Raw genomic sequence first — 18203 nt, 5'->3', positions numbered from 1 at the left:
TCTACAGCTTGAACCGGTGAGCCAAGGCTTGCATCTCGGTGGACATGGTCTGCAGGGATTCGGCAGAGGCGCTGATTTCCTCCATCGCTGCAATCTGTTCTTCCGTTGAGGCTGACACGGTATGGGTCATCTCGTTGGCTCGGGCGGACATCCGCTCCAGCTCTTGCAGGGAAGCAGCGATCTGCTGCGCGCTCGCCGACATCTGCTCGGCGGCACCGGATGATTCCTGAGCCTGCTCCACGATGCTGCGGGCTGCAGCCAGAATATGCGTGAACGCGTCTCCCGTATGGCGAATGGACTGAACACCGGCCTCCACCTCGCGCTCACCCTTACCCATTGTCGTGGCAGCAGCTTCGATGTCGGAGCGAATCGAGTCGATCAGCTCCGCTACCTGGTCCGCCGAGGAGGTCGAGCGCTCGGCCAGCTTCTTCACCTCGCCGGCTACGACGGCGAAGCCCTTGCCCTGTTCTCCGGCACGGGCTGCCTCGATGGAGGCGTTCAGCGCCAGGAGATTCGTTTGCGCGGAGATCTCGCTCATCACCTGAACGATATCCCCGATCTGGTTGGAGCGCTCCTCCAGCTTCTGAACGATGCCGACCAGCTCGCCGACGACGGCGCTGACCGCGTTCATTTGCTCGGTGGAGCGGTTGATCAGCTCATGACCTTGCTCGGCCTGCTCTCTGGCCTCGACCGAGGCCTCATAGGCGGTCAATGAGGTGGTTGCGATCCTTTGAATGCCGATGGCCATTTCCTCCATCGCTCTGGAGCTTTCCCGTACGCTGCTCGCCTGAAGCTCGTTCGTGGTTGCAGCGTCCTGAATCGCCACCGCAATCTGGGAACTGGCTTCGGTCGTTTCGTTCGTTGCCGCAGATAACTGCTGTGATGCTGCTGAGAGTGAGTCCGAGCTGACCGATAAGCTCTGGGCCAGTGTCTTCAAATTCGTATACATGACCTGAAAGGAGGCGTACAGGTCGCCGATCTCGTCCTTATTGCGGACGATCAGTTCATTGCGGCTCAGGTCGCCGGTGGCAAACTGCTTGGCTTGCCGGGCAAGTCCGATGATCGGGCGAGAGATATGCATCGAGAATAGCGTCAGGATCACGGCCCCGCCTACATAGCAGATCGCCAATGTGAGCAGAATCGTCTTGAGAATGTGGTTTTGTCCACCGTTATAATCTTCATAGTAAGAGCCTGCACTGATGATCCAGCCCCAAGAAGGGCTCAGCTTGGCGTAAGTAATTTTCATAGCTTCCTTATCCGAACCCGGCAGAGGCCACGGGTAATGCGTAAAGCCGCCTCCATCCTTGCCCTTGGCAACCAGATCCCTGATATAGAAGAAGCCGTCGCGGGTCTGCTTATCCATAATATTCTGCCCCTCTGACTGAGGGTGGGCGAGCAGGGTTCCTTTGTCATCGATTACAAAAAAATACCCGCGCTCTCCGAGATCGATGTTCGGATTAATCGGACGCTTGCCATCCTTCAGGGGGCCCAGCAGCAGCTGCTTGACATGCTCTTGAGCCTGCTGCTCCGTCATCGCGCCGGACTTGGCCGCTTGTTCATAGAAGGTCGTTAATTCTATCGCCATCTGCACGGAATTGCGCAGATTTTTCTCAATCAGCAGATCATTTTCATCTGCGGCTGTCTGATAAACGCTAGCTCCCAGGACAGCGATGGGGACGAGCAGCAGCACCAGACAGGTCAATAGCAGTTTTTTTCGGATCGTGAGCTTCCAGAAAGTTGGCGCTTTCATGTTGTTCATGGTTTCACTCCAGTTCTACGCGGTGGGCAGTTCGTACCACGAGTCTTAATAGGTATTTTCGATCAATTATACTGTGATTTTACCTAAATGCATCCAGAAAATAAGAAAAATCTGTGAACTAAACCGCTTTCAGCCTATTTAAAAAAGTTGTGTTCAAATAAAAAAACGCGAGCTATAATAAATGTAATCAACTTATCTGATAACCTGACAAGATTACAAAGACGAGAGGTGCATGATGAAAGTCTCCTTGTTTATTACTTGCTTGAGCGATGCGATTTTCCCCCGGGTGGGCGAAGCGATGGTCCGGCTGCTGGCGCGTTACGGTGTCGAGCTTGAATTTCCGAAGGTTCAGACCTGTTGCGGGCAGCCTGCTTATAACAGCGGCTATTGGGACGAGGCCCGAACGAGTGCCCGGACGATTGTGGCGGCCTTTGAACATAGCGATTTTGTCATCGCGCCCTCTGGCTCCTGTACTTATATGATTCATCACTATGCGGAGCTGTTCAAGGAAGACCCGCTCATGAGGGAGAAGGCGGAGCGTCTGCGGGAGAAGACCTATGAATTCAGCCAATTCCTGGTCCAGGTGCTGGGCGTGACCGATCTCGGAGCCGAATTCCGGCATACGGTCACCTATCATCCGTCCTGTCACGGCAGCCGGCTGCTCGGTGTGAAGGACGAGCCGCTGGAGCTGCTCCAGCAGGTACGGGGCCTGCAATTCGTCCCGCTTCCCTACGCGGACGACTGCTGCGGCTTCGGCGGGACGTTTGCTGTGAAGATGGCGGATATATCCGGAGCGATGGTGACGGAGAAGGTTGACCATATCAAGGAGACCCAGGCCGAGGTGCTGGTCGGTCTGGATATGGCTTGTCTGATGAATATCGCGGGTAATCTGCGTTATAGAGGGGAGCCGGTGCGGGTGATGCATCTGGCCGAGCTGTTATATGAAGGAGTGAAGCAGGCATGAGCACAGCGCATCCGGCAGGAGCCACGGTCAAGAAGCGGGCGGAGCTGGCCCTGAACGACGAATTTCTGCGCAAGGCGGTCAAATTTACGACAGAGCGTCTGCGCAGCGGCAAGCTGAAGGCTTCGGCCGAGCATGGCAATTGGGAGGAATGGCGGGAGCGCGGGCGACAGATTCGTCTGCACACGATCGCGCATCTGGATTATTACCTGAACCTGTTCGTGGACAATGCTAGAGCGAACGGGGTTCATGTGCACTTTGCGGATACGGCTGCGGAGGCGGTTAAGATTTCCCTGGCTATCGCTGAGCGAAAATCAGCGAAGTCGGTGGTCAAGTCCAAGTCGATGGTATCGGAGGAGCTGCACCTTAACCATGCGCTGGAAGGGATTGGCGTGGAAGCCGTGGAAACGGATCTGGGCGAATATATCATCCAGCTCGCCGGGGAGACGCCGTCCCATATTATTATTCCGGCCATACACAAGAACCGCTACCAGATCGCGGACCTGCTGTCCAAGGAAGCCGGAGAGACGCTGGCCCCGGAGACTACGGTACTCGCAGGCTTTGTCCGCAAGAAGCTGCGTGAGAAGTTCCTGGAAGCGGATATCGGGATGACGGGCTGCAACTTCGCGATCGCGGAGACAGGCTCCATGGTGCTCTTCGAAAATGAAGGCAACGGACGTATGGTCTCGACGGTGCCCAAGACGCAGATTACGCTTATGGGGATGGAGCGCATCATCCCGTCCTGGGCCGATCTGGAAGTGATGGCATCGCTGCTGCCCCGGTCGGCGACCGGTCAGAAGCTGACCGTCTACATGTCCGGTATTACCGGTCCTCAGCGTTCGGAGGACGCCGATGGACCAGAGGAAATGCATATCATCATCGTGGATAACGGCCGTTCCCTTCAGCTCGGCGATCCCGAGTTCCAGGAGCTGCTCAACTGCATCCGCTGTGGGGCTTGCTTGAACGCATGTCCGGTGTACCGCCATATCGGCGGTCACTCTTACGGAGGCACGTATAGCGGCCCGATCGGAGCGGTACTCACGCCGGCTTTGCAGAAGAACGTTGCCGAATGGGATGATATCGCGAACGCTTCCAGTCTATGCGGTGCCTGCTATGAGGCCTGTCCGGTCAAGATTCCGCTGCATGAAATGCTTGTCTCGCTGCGCCGGCGCAAGGTCGAGGCTGGGTACGACAACAAGATGGAGACGATCGGGATGAAGGGCTTCGCGGCTATCACCGGGCAGTCGGGCCGGATGGGCGCGGTACTGAAGCTTGGCAAGCTGGGTCAGAAGCTGGTAGCTCGCGATGGCGGCATCCGCGTGAAGCTGGGGCCGCTCAAGGGTTGGAACAGCTACCGCGTCACGCCGATGCTGCCCAAGCAGACCTTCCGCGAGCAGTGGGGGACGCTGGAGCAGGAAATTCGCGGAGGCCTGAAGCAGATGGACCCGGCGATTCAGAGCCGAATGGAAGCGATCGTGGCGCAGCGGGGCAAGGGAAAGGGAGGTCATGGGCATGGCTGAGGCAAGGAAGGGCGTCCAACCGGACACAGATAAGCAGACGCATCAGGAGTGGCTGGAGCAAATGGAGCTTGAGTCGCGGGCCAAGCAAAAGCGGTTCATGGACGGCATCGCATTCAAGCTGAACCGGCCTCGCGTCATGGAGAAGCCGTCACATCCCTTCCGGGGAGCGCCGGATTTCTGGGCAGCATTCGAATGGCCGCTGGAGGAGCGGATCGCGCGGTTTACTGAAAATTTCCACAGTGTCGGGGGGCATACCGGACGGTTCACTGACATGCAGGAGGTGAGCGGGTTCATCGCAGAGAAAGCTCGTGAGCTGAGCGCGAGGTATGTGATCCGGCAGAACGAGCCGGAGCTTGCAGAGCTGGGTCTTGAGGCGAAGCTGGAGCAGGCGAGTGTTCGCGTCTGGAATACGGAGGAGCACGAGGACTGGAGGGCGCGTGCAGCGGAGTCGGATCTGGGTATCGTGCTGGCTGATTATGCGGCTGCTTACACCGGGTCGGTGACGGTGCTCTCGTCCAAGGACAAGGGCCGGTCCGTGAGCCTGCTGCCTACCGTGCTGTTCGTGATTATCCCGGTAGAACGGCTGAAGACCAGGCTTGGTGAGGTTCTGGTGAATTTTGATAAGGCGGGTCAGGGCTCCTTGCCAGCGGGTATTCACTTCATCTCGGGGCCAAGCCGCTCCGCGGATATTGAGAATGACCTGACGATTGGGGTTCACGGTCCCGGCGTGGTATACGCGCTGATCGTGGGCTAATTAGGCTCACGTTGTGAGCCCAAGAACGGCTGGGGTATAATGGAGGCAAATCTAGTCTTGGCTGAAAAGCCTGTATAGGAGGCGCTTCATGATTCATATCATTCCATCGGATGACCGTCCTTCCGTTGATCTGGGGTGGCTGCAGAGCCATCCCAGCTTCTCGTTCGGCGAGTACTATGACCCGGAGAATACGGGCTTCAGCGTCATGCGCGTATGCAACGACGACGTGCTGGTCGGCGGGAGGGGCTTCGGTCCACACCCGCATAGCGACATGGAGATTGTCACCATCGTGCTGAACGGGGCAGTCCGGCACGAGGATAACTTGGGCAATACGGAGGTTGTCTCTGCGGGTCAGGTGCAGCGCATGTCGGCCGGCAGCGGCCTCATCCATGCCGAGTACAATGCTTCGGAGACGGAGGAGCTCCGGCTGCTCCAGCTTTGGTTTATGCCGGCGGAGCGCGGGCTTACGCCTTCCTTCGAGACTTGCAGCTATCCCCAGTCCGGGCTGAAGAACAGCCTGCTGCCAGTCGTTGCACGGGATCGGAAGGAAGGAGTCGCTGGTATCCATCAGGATATGACGGTCTACCTGAGCCGTGTGGGGGCGGGGCAAGCCGTGGATTTCCGTCAGCAGGAGGGGCGTCATATCTACGTATATGCCATCGAGGGAAATTTTGCGCTGTCTGGCTCGAGACTTACGGCCGGCGACACAGCGCGTATCAGCGGTCAGCATGAGCTTAAGATCGAAGCGGAGGAAGACAGCTTCCTCATGCTGATCGATCTGCCCTAAGGAGGTTATGACGATGAAGGAAACCTTGCTGGTCAAGCATGCTGTCGGCGGACGAACATTTATCGATACGGGCAAACAGCCGCTAGCCTACGAAGTGGCGCAGGAAGAAGAGGGCTGGAGGTTCGTCATTCAGATCCCTCTGAGCGATAAAGTGGAAGAAATCCTCGAATGGAAGTCTGAGCTGAATGTGTTTATCTTCCAGGAGTACCCGGATCGTCCGACTGTGAAGACCTGGTACTATGTCAAGGACGGTCCAGTGGAGTATGACGCAGGACAGGGCAAGCTGAGGATTTACGCAGATTCTCGGATTGTGTATGTGCCGGATGAGTTTAGTATAGGCTAGAAATACTGAAAGATTAATGCAGGCTCTCCTTATGGAGAGCCTGTTTGTTGTGTTTGAAAATAGAATAAGAAGGATTTAAAAACAAAATATACAATTCTTCTTCTATTTGCTAAAATATTACTAATGAAATTTTTACCAAGCAGCAAGAGGCTTCTTTTCTGACTTCTTATCGGCTTGCAGAAATACTTTGCTCATAGCACTCAATTCCGGCTCAGATAGTGAAGAACTATTATCTTGAGCAATGCCATTACGTAGCGTGCCAGTGGAGTTGCTGTTTTCTTTCACGGCATGGATGAGTCGAGGAGATAATTGAATGATGTTCATGTAGCTTCACCGCTTTCCAATATAGTGTGTACATGAGAATTATAGCAAAATTTGTCGTAAAGAGGTATTGGATTATGATAAAAAAATCGTATGTTGGAATTTTAATACTACTCCTCTCTGCTTGTTTGCTTTGGTGCATAAGCATTACCTTCAAGTATCCATACTTAGGCATATATGTAGAACTTAGCACACAAAAAGAATGGACCATTAATGAGATTGACCAGGAAGGAGCTAGTTCTAAACTCGATTTAAAAGTTGGGGATCAGGTTTTGCAAGTAGACGGCCGAGATCCTGCCGAATCTGCCATGATTAATAAGTGGAGGTCTATAGAGCAAGCCAATCACATCCTTATCTCTAGAGAAGGGCAATTGAGGGAGGTCGACCTTCAGACAGGCAATCTTTTGATTTATGAAACGGGTACGTTTTTTGGAGGGACGTTAAGTCTGTTTATGTCTTTACTGCTATATTTGAAAATGAGGCATTCCCAGTCAGCTAGAATTTTATCCATTGTTTTTCTGGCTTGCGGGTTGATTTGGTTCAGCCAAGGGGCTTCGGTAAGGGGAGATGCCCTTAGCAAGTTTTTGATAGCCAACTTGATGACGGTATTGCAAGTCATTTTCTTGCATTTTTTATTTGTTTTTTTCAAGGAAAAAGGGAGTATTGATCTTCCATTTCGAATGATCAAATATATGTACGCTATCGTAGCGGGAGGAACGGTAGTCAGAGTTTTCTACTTTGTTCCTTCCATGGCCTATTTTGCATATTTGACGCATAATCTGCTGACCCTTTCCTTTTTCTTTCTTGGGTGCATGATTAATCTTACCTTACTCATTTATCTTTTTCATAAATACCGACTTGAGAAATCCTACGCCTCAACAATTATCAAAAGTGTTTGGATCTGTTTGGCAGTCTCATTTCTCCCCTTCATTAGCTTTTCGGTTGTGCCCAAACTTCTGGAGGGAAGTCAAATCGTCAACTCGGGCTACACTAGTTTATTCATCCTGTTTTTTCCGATTTCTTTTGCTTACCTGATCATTTCCGATCAATTGTACGATATCGGTAATGTCTTTCGTCGATTTTTATTTTCCATAGCGGTTGCCTTCGTACCGTGTAGCCTATTTACCGGGTTGTATGCCGTGATGTTTCTTGATGACCTCGATGTGAGGCATCTTCTATTTATTTTCGGGGCCTCGGTTGCGCTTGTTGCTTTTGTATTGTACTCCGCCGAATATTTGATGACCCGGATGGAACGAATTGTATTTCCTCGGAAATATGCCTTGCACTCTGCACTGAAGAACATGGCGAAGCGGATGGGAACTATCTCCAGCCTGACTGAGCTCAAAGACGTGTTGCTCAAGGATATTGTGGACACGCTGGAGGTAACCGGTGGAGCGATTGTATTTAAATACTCGGATTCCATTGAGATTGTAAGCGAGGGAGCTGTCGATGACGAGGAGATCCGACAGTTGGTTCAATCATCCGACATGATCAATCATCCGTCATACACGTCGCTGGAGATCAGCCGCCATGAGGATTATGTCAGTTATTTGATCCTAACCCGTAAGAAAACGAATATGATGCTGGTCAAGGAAGAGATGCAGTGGCTGCATCTGATTACGACCTATCTGGCGGTCAGCCTAGAGAATCTGCATCTGATCCGCAAGCTTACGCTACGGCTCCAGCATCTGGCGTCTCAGCTACCGAACGAGCAGGAGGCCCAGGATATTCAATGGTTCCGCAAGCTCATGTTCGAGCTGCAGGAGTCGGAGAGGATTCGCATCGCCAGTGATCTGCATGATACGACGATGCAGGATTTATTTTTTCTCAAGAGAAGATTTGCAGCCCTGTTGAAAAAGGTTACACTGAACCCTGATGAGCAAACACACGTGAACAATATTATCAATTTCGTGGAGCTGATCAACTCCAATCTGCGGCAAAGCTGCTTTGAGCTGAACCCGTTCATGCTCGGTGAGGTTGGACTGATTGCCACGGTGCGCAAATGGCTGGATGAAGAGTCTTACCATTGCCCGTTTGAAATTGAGTTTATTGTGGATGATGCATTCGTCATCGAACGGGAGGACATCAGTACGAAGAAGCATATTTTCCGCATTGTCCAGGAATGGATGAACAATGCCAAGAAGCATTCGCAAGCTTCGCGGGTCACGATTAAAATGATGCTAGAGGATCGCGTTTTCTGTCTCATCTACGAGGATGACGGTATCGGATTTGATCTCCAGGATACGGTACCCCTGGATATTACCCGCTCCCAGATCGGCATGGAGCAATTGAAGGGCCGGGTTCATTATCTGAATGGAATATGGGAGATGGAGGCGGCCAAGGGCCACGGTGTAAAATATCGGGTTACGCTTCCTGTTTAGGTAAATATGATAACGACCTTAGAGCTGCTTAAGCTGCAGCCACTGCGTTACTTAAACACTGCTCGACGGCAGTGTTTTTTACGCACCGTCTTTTGAAATTCTTTTTCGTCATCAACTTGCTTGATAAAAAGGAGTGAGTAGAAATAGCTGTAAAAATGATAGCTTCCGTTACTTTGATATCGAGTCTTATTCTAATAATTCTAGTGGATCTCTTTACGGTTTCACCCGAAAAAATCTCGGGGAACGGGAACATTGGTGTATCGGTTGTGATAGTTGCAATTCCGGTATATATAGTTTTTTTGGGCTCATCACTCTTGCTTATTTCCCGCATCCTCAAGGCAAATAAGCTCAATAAGAAGACCTTGTCGGCTGTGCTCACAGGAAGCTTGGTCGTCGGGATCCTTTTGATTTATGGACAATTGAACATGGTTGAGACGCTATTTCAAGAGTTGGGAGGCTGTCCGGATCAGATCAGCTCGAGGGTCTACCATTTCGGCTACCTCAATCAATATACAAACACGATGTTCTATAATCCGTATATCTTTGGATTGGGTGTCTGCCTAGTTTTGATATGGACCTTTTCTAGGAAACTCCTCGCAAAATGTAAAAAATGACGATTTCCGTTCGGACTTTCGTTAACAAAAGTAAAATTAATTGGTTGCATTAGTAAATTAAGGTGGAATATAATATAGCTTGCAGATGATTACGCTTGGGGGAGATGGAAGTGCGGATTATTGCCAAATCGAATGCGGTGACAAAGGCGCGAATCGTGAAGGGCTTCACGCAGCGCGAGCTGGCGGATCGGACAGGACTCAGCTATGCCTACATCAGTCTGCTTGAGAGGTCGATGAAAACGATCGGGCCCGGCACGGCCAAGAAGCTGGCAGAGGCGTTGGGAGAGCCCTTTGAGGAGCTTTTTGAGCTGCAGTAGCAGAGATTGGTTTTTCCTTCTGTTGGCTATTACGTTCTCCCTATCTCCTATGTTAGGATGGAGAAGGTGGATATAGAGACAGAAGGAGAAACTAACTTGAACGATTTACTTACAGAACGCACGCCTGCATGGAAGAAACTGAGCCTATTTGCCGTCACCTGGCCGATTTTTGTTGACTCGCTGCTGCGGATGATGCTGGGCACGGCCGATGTATTCATGCTTAGCCGCATATCCGATCAGGTGGCTGGAGCCATTGGATTTGCCAATGAAATGATCGTATTTTGTATTATGATGTTTGGGTTTGTAGGTATTGGAACAAGTGTTGCCGTTACCCAGTATCTGGGGGCAGGGAGGCGGGAGACCGCTACCCGGATAGCGGCTATCGCGATAACGATGAATCTGATTTTCGGGCTCTTGGTCAGCCTTGCGCTGGTGCTGCTGAGCCGGCCGCTATTGACGATGATGCATATAGAGCCGTCCATGATTGATTCTGCGGACCGTTATCTGAAGCTGATCGGCGGATTTATATGGATTGAGGCGCTGTCGTATGCGCTGTCCTCCGTTATCCGGGCCAATGGGCAGACCCGGGGCGTAATGTTCGTGACGCTCGGCGTGAATATTGTGCACGTGGTGGGCAATTATTTGCTGATCTTCGGTCATCTGGGATTTCCGGAATGGGGCGTTACAGGCGCAGCGGTATCGGCTGTGATCAGCCGCTTCCTTGGACTCATCGTACTGGTCGTACTGCTGTACAAGACATTGCCGGTACGTATCCGTCTCCGGGATTACGTAACGTTCGACAAGCTTCATGTCCGGCAAATTCTCGGGATTGGGCTGCCGTCGGCCGGAGAGCATCTGTCCTGGCAATCTCAGCACATGATGGTGATGGTATTCATCACGATGATCGGACCGGCCGCACTCAGCGCTCATGTGTATGTATACAATATCAGCGCCTACTTCATGGCGCTTTCTGCGGCAATCGGGATGGGGACGGAGATCGTAATCGGACATATGATCGGAGCCGGAGAATTGAAGACGGCATACAGGCGACTGATCCGAAGTGTGCAGATCAGCTTGACGTTGACCTTTTCGATTGTCTGTATAGCGGCTTTGTTCCGTGAAAGTCTGATGGGATTGTTCACCCAGAATCCGGAGATTATCGCCATGGGGACCAGCATTCTGCTGCTATCCGTTCTGCTGGAGCCTGGACGGACCTTTAACCTGGTCGTGATCAATTCCCTGCGTGCGGCCGGCGATGCCCGCTTTCCTGTCCTGATGGGTGTGCTGTCGATGTGGGGGATCTGTGTGCCGCTGGCTTATTGGCTAGGCATTCATATGGGGATGGGTTTGCTTGGGATCTGGATAGCCTTCGCGACGGACGAGTGGCTGCGCGGGCTCATCATGATGTTGCGCTGGCGGAGCCGTGCTTGGGAGCGCAAGGCGCTCGTCAAGCCAGCAGCAACAGCCGAAGGTTCACAAACGGTAACGGCCTGATAGCGGCCATAAAACAAACCATATCTCAAGCCGCGTGCGGCCAGATATGGTTTGTTTGTCATAGAGGTATCGGGTCTGTCCTTCTTAAGCCTGGATGCCTTGCTGGCGGGCGAGGATGACGGTGTTTAACCATGCGACCTCGGATACGGTCAGGTTCTGACTATATGCGCGCTCCGCCCATTGGCGGTCGGTCAGCAGCCCTTTCTGATACAGGCCCTCGAGCGCATCCCCTAACTGCTTCCACTGCCAGTCATGCTGCAGACGCATCGGTATCAAGCCTCCTTCCTCGGCAGCCTGCCGGTCATATTCAAACAGCTTGTACCTCTCGATCAGGCTGATCAGCTTATTGGCGTACTGCGGGTCTGTCGCATACCCGGCCTTTTGCAGAGCGCGCGCAGCCCCTGCGTAGTCGAGCTGCCGAGCAGCATCGAAAAAACCGGCTAGCGCATACCGGGGATTATCGAGCAGAAAGCGGCTGTGGTCGTAGATGCTGTCCGACCAGCTATCGTAGACACGGAAGCCTGCCACAACCTGCACCCATCTGCCATTGACGTACTCGGAGGTCGGGTGAAGCGCATCTGTGGAGCTTCCATGTCCCTTGATCCCGAACAGATTATTCCCCTTGACATACTGGCCGTACCCGCTCTCCAGCGCAGCCTGTGCGATGGTGATGGATGCGAGTACACCGGTTGCCAGCTGATCTGCCATAGCCTCGTCCGAAATGGAGTCGATAAAGGATTGCGGAGCTGCCATCAAATTCCCCCCTTCACACAGCAGCCGGGTTGTCCAGAGGCAAGTCCGGTTGCTGCTAGTAGCTTATGCTGCGAGCAGGGGGAAGGTGTTTCCCAAATTTAACGCTTCCGCGTTCAGCGGCTGCGATATGATAGCTATCCAAAAGGCTAGTTGAAGCACGTACGGGAGCGGGGCGGGAAAGAGCTCTCACCTAGAGCTAGAGTTTCCATCGCTATAGAGAACAAGCGTCCCGCATTGGAACCGCTTGCGGATCAGCTCCAGCCGACGACTTTATTTTTGCCTGTTGTTTTGGCTTTGTACATCGCTTCATCGGCTTGCTTGACCAGCTCGTCGGGGCCGATGCCCTTCTTCAGCTTGCTATGGCCCATGCTGACGGTGACGATAGTCTCGGACTCCACCCTCGCACGGATACGCTCGGCCAGCTCATCCGGTGCGGTAGAAGCATCGATGATCATCACGACCATCTCTTCTCCGCCGTACCGACCGCAGATCCCCGTATCCTCGGTCTCTTCCTTCACAATCTGAGCCACTTGCTTCAGCACCTGATCGCCCATGTGATGACCCTTGGTGTCGTTAAGCTTCTTAAAGTTATCGATATCGCTGAAGATGACCGATACGGGCAGCCGCTGCTGGATCGCCTGGGTGAGACGGCCATGGAAATACTTGCGATTGTACAGCTTGGTCAAACCGTCTGTAATGGAAGAGGTGTAGATGGCCTGCATAATCTCGATAATGCGTTCGAAGATGAACAGGAACAATATGATATGGAAGACGAATGGCACGATCTGCTCGAGCAGATTCAGAAAAGGCTGTCGGTTGTCGAAAATGTAGAGATTTGCCATGTGCAGCGTGTGTGTGATGAAGTAAACGGTCAGCATGGCTTGATATTTGCCATTCTGTCCGATCCTCGGATTGATGAGCAAGAAACTCACAAAGAGCAATAAGAACAAGTACAGCTCCAGACCAAGCGGACGCAGCAGCTTCGTCTGTACCCCGCTGCTCTCCAGCCAGTAGGGAGCCAGCCAGTACGTGGAGCAGGCTGCCGCTGTGAGCAGGAAAAATAAGATCATGACCGCGCTATCCCGCTTGCGCGTCGGATTATAGAGCTGGAAGATCCCGATGTTGATCATCACGAAGGCCAGTACCTTCAGGGTCAGCTCGATGAAGGTTTGCACATCTCCGGCCTCGGGAGCCCAAGCGCGCCCGATCAGCTGCATATACTGGGCAAGCGTGATGCCTAGCGCCACAACCATGGAAAAATAACCGATCTTCCGCCGCGAAAGCAGCAGGCGGATCGATAAAAGCATCGTCATGACGATGATGACCGTCAGCATGGAATGAATCCAAAGCGTCCCTGGCGGTCCGAATAAGCTCTGCGAAAACGAATCACGATCCATCACTCGGTTGCGGGCCTCCGTCCTTAGCCTTAAGCTGGTTCTCATTATAGCAAACCTATATTCGACTAGGAAGTCTTGTTCTGTGTTTTCATACCTGATAGGATGGTAGAGAGAAGGTGAGGAAGCATTCAAGATTGGCACCATCATGGCGCAGCGTCATGCAACTTTGGAATGACCGGAGGTTTGTTCGATCATGCGAGTGCTTCAGGCTTTATTTTTTCCGCCGGAACAGCCAGGCGGGGTGTCTTCCATGGTCCCCTTCATGCTGGACCGCTTCAATAAACGCGGGTGGGAGATGGAGCTGTTCTCACTGCCCAAGCGCATACGCAATAAAGGCAACGAAGAAATAGAGTTTGAAACCTTCGACTGGGCGGTGTATGCAGGCCATCCGGTGGTTGACAAGTACATCCAGACGCTTAAAGATTACACGTGGTGGACGAAGCTGCGGATCCAGCGTTCCTTTGACCTGATTCATGCCCATCATCCGATTGCGGCGCTCGTCATGAGGCGGGTTTTCCCGGATACCCCGCTCATCATGACGGTGCATTCGAGCTATGAGAAGGAACTGATCCTGAATGGAAAAATTGAGGAGAATGGTCCTGAGCATCAATTTCTTACTTCGGTGTACCGGGAACTTGAGGAGCGGTCCGACCAGCTCATCACCGTATCCAACTCGTTCAAGCGGTATCTGGCGGATTACGTGCAGGAGCCGGAGCGGATCGGGGTTATCCCGAACGGCTTCGACGAGAAGCGGTTCCGTCCCGTTCACCATGAAAATCAGGTTCCACAGCTTATCTCCGTCTGCCGGCTTGTTCCGGCCAAAGGACTGGATACGCTGCTGCAAGCCTGTGCGGAGCTGAAGCGCAGGGGGCATAAATTCGTGCTCCATCTGATCGGAGACGGGCCGATCCGCACCGAGCTGGAGGAGCTGGCGGTCCAGCTCGACATTTACGAGGAAACCATATTCTACGGATATATTTTGCATCCTGAGGACTTCATGCCGTTCTTCGACGTGTTCGTGCTCCCGTCTCGTGCCGAGTCGTTCGGCTCGGTATATGCCGAAGCGGCGCTGTGCGGATTGGCCGTCGTCGGTACGCAGGTGGGCGGTATCACGGAGCAGATTGAGCATGGCACCAATGGCCTTCTCGTGCCGGTAGACGATGTCACGGCGCTGGCGGGAGCGCTGGAGAAGGTGATCGGTGATCCGATGTACCGGTATCAGCTATCACGCATCGCGCTGGAGAAAGCTTTGAAGTCCTATTCGATGACGCGTGTGGTGCAGCAGCTCCGCAATGTGTATCGTTCGTATCGCAAGGAAGTCTAACGGATGAGCCGGGTGCAAGATGCCCCGCAAGCAAGTCACGGAGCCGCGATCGTATCAAGTGAAAGCCGCTGCCAATAGGCAGCCAATCCCCTTAAAACCTGGCCGACGGTCAGGTTTTTTGTCCAAAACGGCTATGTACATAAAGAGGGAAGAAGGAAGGGAGAAAGAGGGATGCGGGCATTTCGTTTTATTCATGCGGCTGATCTGCATTTGGACAGTCCATTCAAGGGACTGAGCGGACTTCCGGAGACGCTTCGAGAGGAGCTTCGGGAGTCGACGTTTGCGGCGCTGGACAGACTGGTCGAGCTGGCCCAGGCCGAGCAGGCTGATTTCGTGCTGTTCGCAGGGGATATCTACGATGCCAAGGAGCGGTCGCTCCGGGCCCAGCTCCGATTCCAGCAGGCGCTCCGGACACTGGCGAAGCATGGCATCCGCTCATACATCGTTCACGGCAATCATGATCCGATGCTGGAGGGCTATGCGGCTAAGCTGAGTTATCCTCCCGAGGCTCATGTGTTTGGCTGCGGTAAGGTAGAGAGTGTCGTCATCCAGGCCACGGATGGCATGCTCCTTGCCCGGGTGTCGGGGATTTCATTCGATCGGGCAGCAGTGACGGACAACCTCACCCCGGGCTTCAGCGGACAAGGTGACGGGTTGTTCCATATCGGGCTGCTGCATACGAATGTGGACGGCGATGGGGAGCATGGCAATTACGCCCCCTGCCGGCTCAGTGATCTGCTGGGCCGGGGTGTGGACTATTGGGCGCTCGGGCATATTCATACGCGGAGGGTGCTCCACGAGCGTCCGTGGGTGGTATACCCGGGTAATATACAGGGACGGCATATCCGGGAGACGGGAGCGAGAGGCTGTTTCGTCGTATCCGTGTCGGAGCAGGGAGAGGCGGAGCTCGACTTTCACCCGCTCGATGTGCGGCGTTGGGAGACGGCCGAGGTGCCGATCGATGAGCTGGAAACCGAGCAGCAGGTCAAGGATGCACTGGAGGACGCAATGGAAGCCGCCAAGGCAGGGGCTCAGGGCAGGCCTGTTCTGCTTCGTCTGACGCTCGTGGGAAGAGGACCGCTGCACGGGCGGCTGCGCCGGTCGGGTTTTTTGCCCGAGCTTGCGTCGATGCTGAGAGAAGCTTCAGACGGGAGCTGGCTGGAAAGTCTCGCAGACCGGACCGGAGCCCCGGTAGATCCTGTAGCGCTTGCAGAGCAATCGGGATTCCTCGGAGAGCTGCTGAGACTGTCCGGCGAGGCGGGAGCATCGGCAGAGATGCTCGAGGATATCGGAGCGGAGTCATTCGCACAGCTGGAAATGAACCCGTTGCTCGCCTCTTTGCTGGCAGAAATCACGGAAGAAGAGCGGCTGGCATGGCTCCGGGAAGCGGAAGAGCTGGCCATTGATCTGCTCCTGCCGGGTATAGAAGCGAGGCGAAACGAATGAGAATAGAGCGTATAGACATCGGCGCCTTCGGTCCATTGCGGGATACCTCGCTCCGATTGGATGGACCCGTTACGCTGTTGTATGGTCCGAATGAAGCGGGAAAAAGCTCGGTGCTGGAATTTATCCGCGCCGTGCTATTCGGCTTCCAGACGAGAAGCGGCGCCGGACGCTATGCGCCCGACCCGGCGGTCATCCAAGGCGGAACGCTGACGCTGGTTACCGGTGAAGGCGATCGTATCCGGGTGGAGCGCTGGGACCGTTCCGCCGAACGGAAGGGCAGGGCGGCAGCCTCGGGATATGTCAAGGTTCGCTTTCCTGACGGGACGATGGGGGGAGAGCGGGAGCTGAGCGAGCTGGTCGGCGGGATGACGCCGGATGTGTTCCAGCATGTATTCGCTTTCGGCTTGTCGGAGCTGCAGGAGCTCGGTACGCTGCAAAATGAAGAGGTCAGCGGGTTTCTCTACAGTGCCGGACTCGGCATCAGCGGTTCGGCGATCCGCACGGCACAGCGCAAGCTGACGCAGGAGATGGAGCAGCTGTATCGTCCCCGCGGACGTACGCCGCTGGTCAATCTGGCGCTGCAGCGTCTTGCTGATGCCGAAGAGCGTCTGCGGGCAAGCCGCCGCCAGTCGGGGAAATATGAAGCGCTCCTGCAGGAGGAGCGGCAGGCCTCGGAGCGCTGCGGAGAGCTGGAGGAAGAGCTGGGCGAGCTGCAGCGCCGGAGCGGAGAGCTGGAGCGTCTGCGGCAGGCCGGGCCGCACGCGGTCAGGTACGCCGCGGCAGGCGATGAGCTGGAGGGGCTGCCGGACGGGCTGGAGCAGGTGCCGGAGGATGCGCTGGCCCGTGAAGAAGCGCTGGAGTCGGACCGGGAGAGGATTGCAGCCGAGCAGGACCGGCTCGTCCTGCAGCGGCAGGAGCAGGAGACGGCGCTGGCTGGTCTGGAGGCGGACCGTGAGGACCGTGAGCGTCTGTTGAGCGATCAGCCGGAGACGGCGGCATTGCTAGAACGGCTGGCCGGTTACGAAGAGACCCTCCGGCAGCGGGCGGAAGCCCTCGGCGAGGCGGATCAGCAGGATGCGGAGCTGGAGCGTCTGCTGCGGCGTATTAGCCCGGAGTGGACGACGGCTACGCTGGACCGGCTTCCGTCCACGGTGCTGTTGAAGGAGCAGGCGGCTGAATTCCGTGAGGATTGGCGGAGCTGGAAGCAGGAGCAGGCGCTGCTGGATACTGAGCATCTGCGTATCTCCCGGGAAGCGGCACTTGAAGGCACAGACGATCCGAGTCCTGGAGAACCGGGCCGGATCGAAGCCGCGCTAGAGCGGCTCACGGCTGCCAGGAGGCTTCTCGCCGAGTGGCGGGAGGCACAGCGGGAGCTCCGGTATGCCGGACAGCGTCTGCATGACCTGGAGCGTATTGCGGGTGCAGGAACAGGGACGGGACAAGCCGGTCAGACGGCACAGGAGACGGCCAGTGATGGCCGTGCCGTGCTGGTGGGCTTGCTCGCCGCTGCCGTGGTCATACCCGGTGTGCTGTTCCTGATGAAGGAGCCGGTTGCAGCTGCTGTAGCCTTCGTACTGCTGGGCGCTCTGGGGCTGGTGAGAGCGCTGGGAAGACTTCGCAAGCGAGGGCAGGCTCAGAGAAGCGCTGCAGGCCGTGGAGGCCGTATGCGTCAGCCTGGCGATGGCGGGCAGATGGATGTCGCCGCTAGCCTAGGTCCGCTCCAAGCCCATGCCGCGGAGCTGGAAGCCCGGCTTAGCGCCGAGCTGAGCGCGCTGGAGAGGCTGGGCTGGGCATACGGGCCAGCAGAGTCCGCGGCTGCCCGTGAGGAAGCTGCGGACGGCGGGGAACCGCCTGCCGCTCGATGGGCTGCCCCGCCAGCGTCAGAGCCTGAAGCCTACGGCGCAGCCGGGCTTCGCCCGCGCAGCACGGCCTCGGGCCGCAAGGCTACGGCTGCGCCTGACGGCAGCAGGACGGTCCGTGCAGCGGCTGCCGGAGCGAGCGCACCGCCGCGCCAGCACGAGGACATCGAGCC

15 protein-coding genes are annotated in these 18203 nt (G+C 55.0%); 11 read left to right on the top strand and 4 right to left on the bottom strand.

The features are described 5' to 3' along the window. Position 1: 1 nt before the first annotated feature. Positions 2-1759, bottom strand: coding sequence for a methyl-accepting chemotaxis protein (locus WMW72_RS00075; protein ID WP_341413361.1), 1758 nt, complete (start codon positions 1757-1759; stop codon positions 2-4). Positions 1760-1994: 235 nt separating this feature from the next. On the opposite strand from WMW72_RS00075, the gene WMW72_RS00070 reads away from it, so the two are divergent. The 5 genes from WMW72_RS00070 (at position 1995) to WMW72_RS00050 (ending at position 6124) form a co-directional block, all read left to right on the top strand. Then, positions 1995-2723 (top strand): (Fe-S)-binding protein, encoded by a 729-nt coding sequence (locus WMW72_RS00070; RefSeq protein ID WP_341414077.1) that lies wholly within the window; start codon positions 1995-1997, stop codon positions 2721-2723. Next, complete coding sequence (locus WMW72_RS00065) at positions 2720-4240, top strand: LutB/LldF family L-lactate oxidation iron-sulfur protein (RefSeq protein WP_341413360.1); 1521 nt, start codon at positions 2720-2722, stop codon at positions 4238-4240. Before WMW72_RS00070 ends, WMW72_RS00065 begins: the two co-directional genes overlap by 4 nt. Next, positions 4233-4994 carry a LutC/YkgG family protein gene (locus WMW72_RS00060; RefSeq protein ID WP_341413359.1) on the top strand — a complete coding sequence of 254 codons (762 nt, stop codon included), beginning with the start codon at positions 4233-4235 and terminating at the stop codon, positions 4992-4994. The genes WMW72_RS00065 and WMW72_RS00060 overlap by 8 nt, the downstream gene beginning before the upstream one ends. Before the next feature lie 88 nt (positions 4995-5082). After that, positions 5083-5781 carry a pirin family protein gene (locus WMW72_RS00055; protein ID WP_341413358.1) on the top strand — a complete coding sequence of 233 codons (699 nt, stop codon included), beginning with the start codon at positions 5083-5085 and terminating at the stop codon, positions 5779-5781. A gap of 13 nt (positions 5782-5794) precedes the next feature. After that, positions 5795-6124, top strand: a complete 330-nt coding sequence (locus WMW72_RS00050) for a hypothetical protein (protein WP_341413357.1) — start codon at positions 5795-5797, stop codon at positions 6122-6124. A gap of 132 nt (positions 6125-6256) precedes the next feature. Here the strand turns inward: WMW72_RS00050 and WMW72_RS00045 are convergent, their stop codons facing one another. Then, a complete protein-coding gene (locus WMW72_RS00045) occupies positions 6257-6448 on the bottom strand; it encodes a hypothetical protein (protein WP_341413356.1) in 192 nt (63 codons plus the stop codon). Between the two features lie 1139 nt (positions 6449-7587). Here WMW72_RS00045 and WMW72_RS00040 point away from each other — a divergent pair. The 3 genes from WMW72_RS00040 (at position 7588) to WMW72_RS00030 (ending at position 11251) form a co-directional block, all read left to right on the top strand. Continuing rightward, positions 7588-8826, top strand: coding sequence for a sensor histidine kinase (locus WMW72_RS00040; RefSeq protein ID WP_341413355.1), 1239 nt, complete (start codon positions 7588-7590; stop codon positions 8824-8826). Between the two features lie 718 nt (positions 8827-9544). Then, the gene (locus tag WMW72_RS00035; protein ID WP_341413354.1) at positions 9545-9757 is read left to right on the top strand and encodes a helix-turn-helix domain-containing protein; all 213 of its coding nucleotides are present in this window, start codon (positions 9545-9547) and stop codon (positions 9755-9757) included. A 96-nt stretch (positions 9758-9853) separates the two neighbouring features. Next, positions 9854-11251 carry an MATE family efflux transporter gene (locus WMW72_RS00030; RefSeq protein ID WP_341413353.1) on the top strand — a complete coding sequence of 466 codons (1398 nt, stop codon included), beginning with the start codon at positions 9854-9856 and terminating at the stop codon, positions 11249-11251. A gap of 84 nt (positions 11252-11335) precedes the next feature. Here WMW72_RS00030 and WMW72_RS00025 read toward each other — a convergent pair whose 3' ends face one another. Together WMW72_RS00025 and WMW72_RS00020 are read right to left on the bottom strand one after the other, a co-directional pair. After that, positions 11336-12004, bottom strand: coding sequence for a glycoside hydrolase family 73 protein (locus WMW72_RS00025; protein ID WP_341413352.1), 669 nt, complete (start codon positions 12002-12004; stop codon positions 11336-11338). A gap of 251 nt (positions 12005-12255) precedes the next feature. Then, complete coding sequence (locus WMW72_RS00020; RefSeq protein WP_341414076.1) at positions 12256-13401, bottom strand: GGDEF domain-containing protein; 1146 nt, start codon at positions 13399-13401, stop codon at positions 12256-12258. Positions 13402-13594: 193 nt separating this feature from the next. Here WMW72_RS00020 and WMW72_RS00015 point away from each other — a divergent pair, with 193 nt between their 5' ends. The 3 genes from WMW72_RS00015 to WMW72_RS00005 all read left to right on the top strand — a co-directional run. Continuing rightward, entirely contained in the window at positions 13595-14725 is a 1131-nt protein-coding gene (locus tag WMW72_RS00015; RefSeq protein ID WP_341413351.1) for a glycosyltransferase family 4 protein, read from the top strand. A gap of 171 nt (positions 14726-14896) precedes the next feature. Next, entirely contained in the window at positions 14897-16171 is a 1275-nt protein-coding gene (locus tag WMW72_RS00010) for a metallophosphoesterase family protein (RefSeq protein ID WP_341413350.1), read from the top strand. Beyond that, the coding region (locus WMW72_RS00005; RefSeq protein WP_341413349.1) for an AAA family ATPase at positions 16168-18203 on the top strand (2036 nt) is incomplete at its 3' end. The genes WMW72_RS00010 and WMW72_RS00005, both read left to right, overlap by 4 nt.

This window comes from Paenibacillus filicis (assembly GCF_038070315.1).
In the GTDB taxonomy this organism is placed as follows: Bacteria; Bacillota; Bacilli; order Paenibacillales; family NBRC-103111; genus Paenibacillus_G; species Paenibacillus_G filicis.
Note: the sequence above shows the minus strand (reverse complement) of the source record. Positions and strands in the feature narration are given on the sequence as shown.

Bases quoted from the DNA above. Each gene is read 5' to 3' on its own strand.
- WMW72_RS00045 (WP_341413356.1), bottom strand. From the start codon at position 6,448: ATGAACATCATTCAATTATCTCCTCGACTCATCCATGCCGTGAAAGAA.
- WMW72_RS00065 (WP_341413360.1), top strand. From the start codon at position 2,720: ATGAGCACAGCGCATCCGGCAGGAGCCACGGTCAAGAAGCGGGCGGAG.
- WMW72_RS00010 (WP_341413350.1), top strand. From the start codon at position 14,897: ATGCGGGCATTTCGTTTTATTCATGCGGCTGATCTGCATTTGGACAGT.
- WMW72_RS00055 (WP_341413358.1), top strand. From the start codon at position 5,083: ATGATTCATATCATTCCATCGGATGACCGTCCTTCCGTTGATCTGGGG.
- WMW72_RS00070 (WP_341414077.1), top strand. From the start codon at position 1,995: ATGAAAGTCTCCTTGTTTATTACTTGCTTGAGCGATGCGATTTTCCCC.
- WMW72_RS00015 (WP_341413351.1), top strand. From the start codon at position 13,595: ATGCGAGTGCTTCAGGCTTTATTTTTTCCGCCGGAACAGCCAGGCGGG.
- WMW72_RS00050 (WP_341413357.1), top strand. From the start codon at position 5,795: ATGAAGGAAACCTTGCTGGTCAAGCATGCTGTCGGCGGACGAACATTT.
- WMW72_RS00035 (WP_341413354.1), top strand. From the start codon at position 9,545: ATGGAAGTGCGGATTATTGCCAAATCGAATGCGGTGACAAAGGCGCGA.
- WMW72_RS00025 (WP_341413352.1), bottom strand. From the start codon at position 12,004: ATGGCAGCTCCGCAATCCTTTATCGACTCCATTTCGGACGAGGCTATG.
- WMW72_RS00075 (WP_341413361.1), bottom strand. From the start codon at position 1,759: ATGAACAACATGAAAGCGCCAACTTTCTGGAAGCTCACGATCCGAAAA.
- WMW72_RS00060 (WP_341413359.1), top strand. From the start codon at position 4,233: ATGGCTGAGGCAAGGAAGGGCGTCCAACCGGACACAGATAAGCAGACG.
- WMW72_RS00020 (WP_341414076.1), bottom strand. From the start codon at position 13,401: ATGGATCGTGATTCGTTTTCGCAGAGCTTATTCGGACCGCCAGGGACG.
- WMW72_RS00040 (WP_341413355.1), top strand. From the start codon at position 7,588: ATGTTTCTTGATGACCTCGATGTGAGGCATCTTCTATTTATTTTCGGG.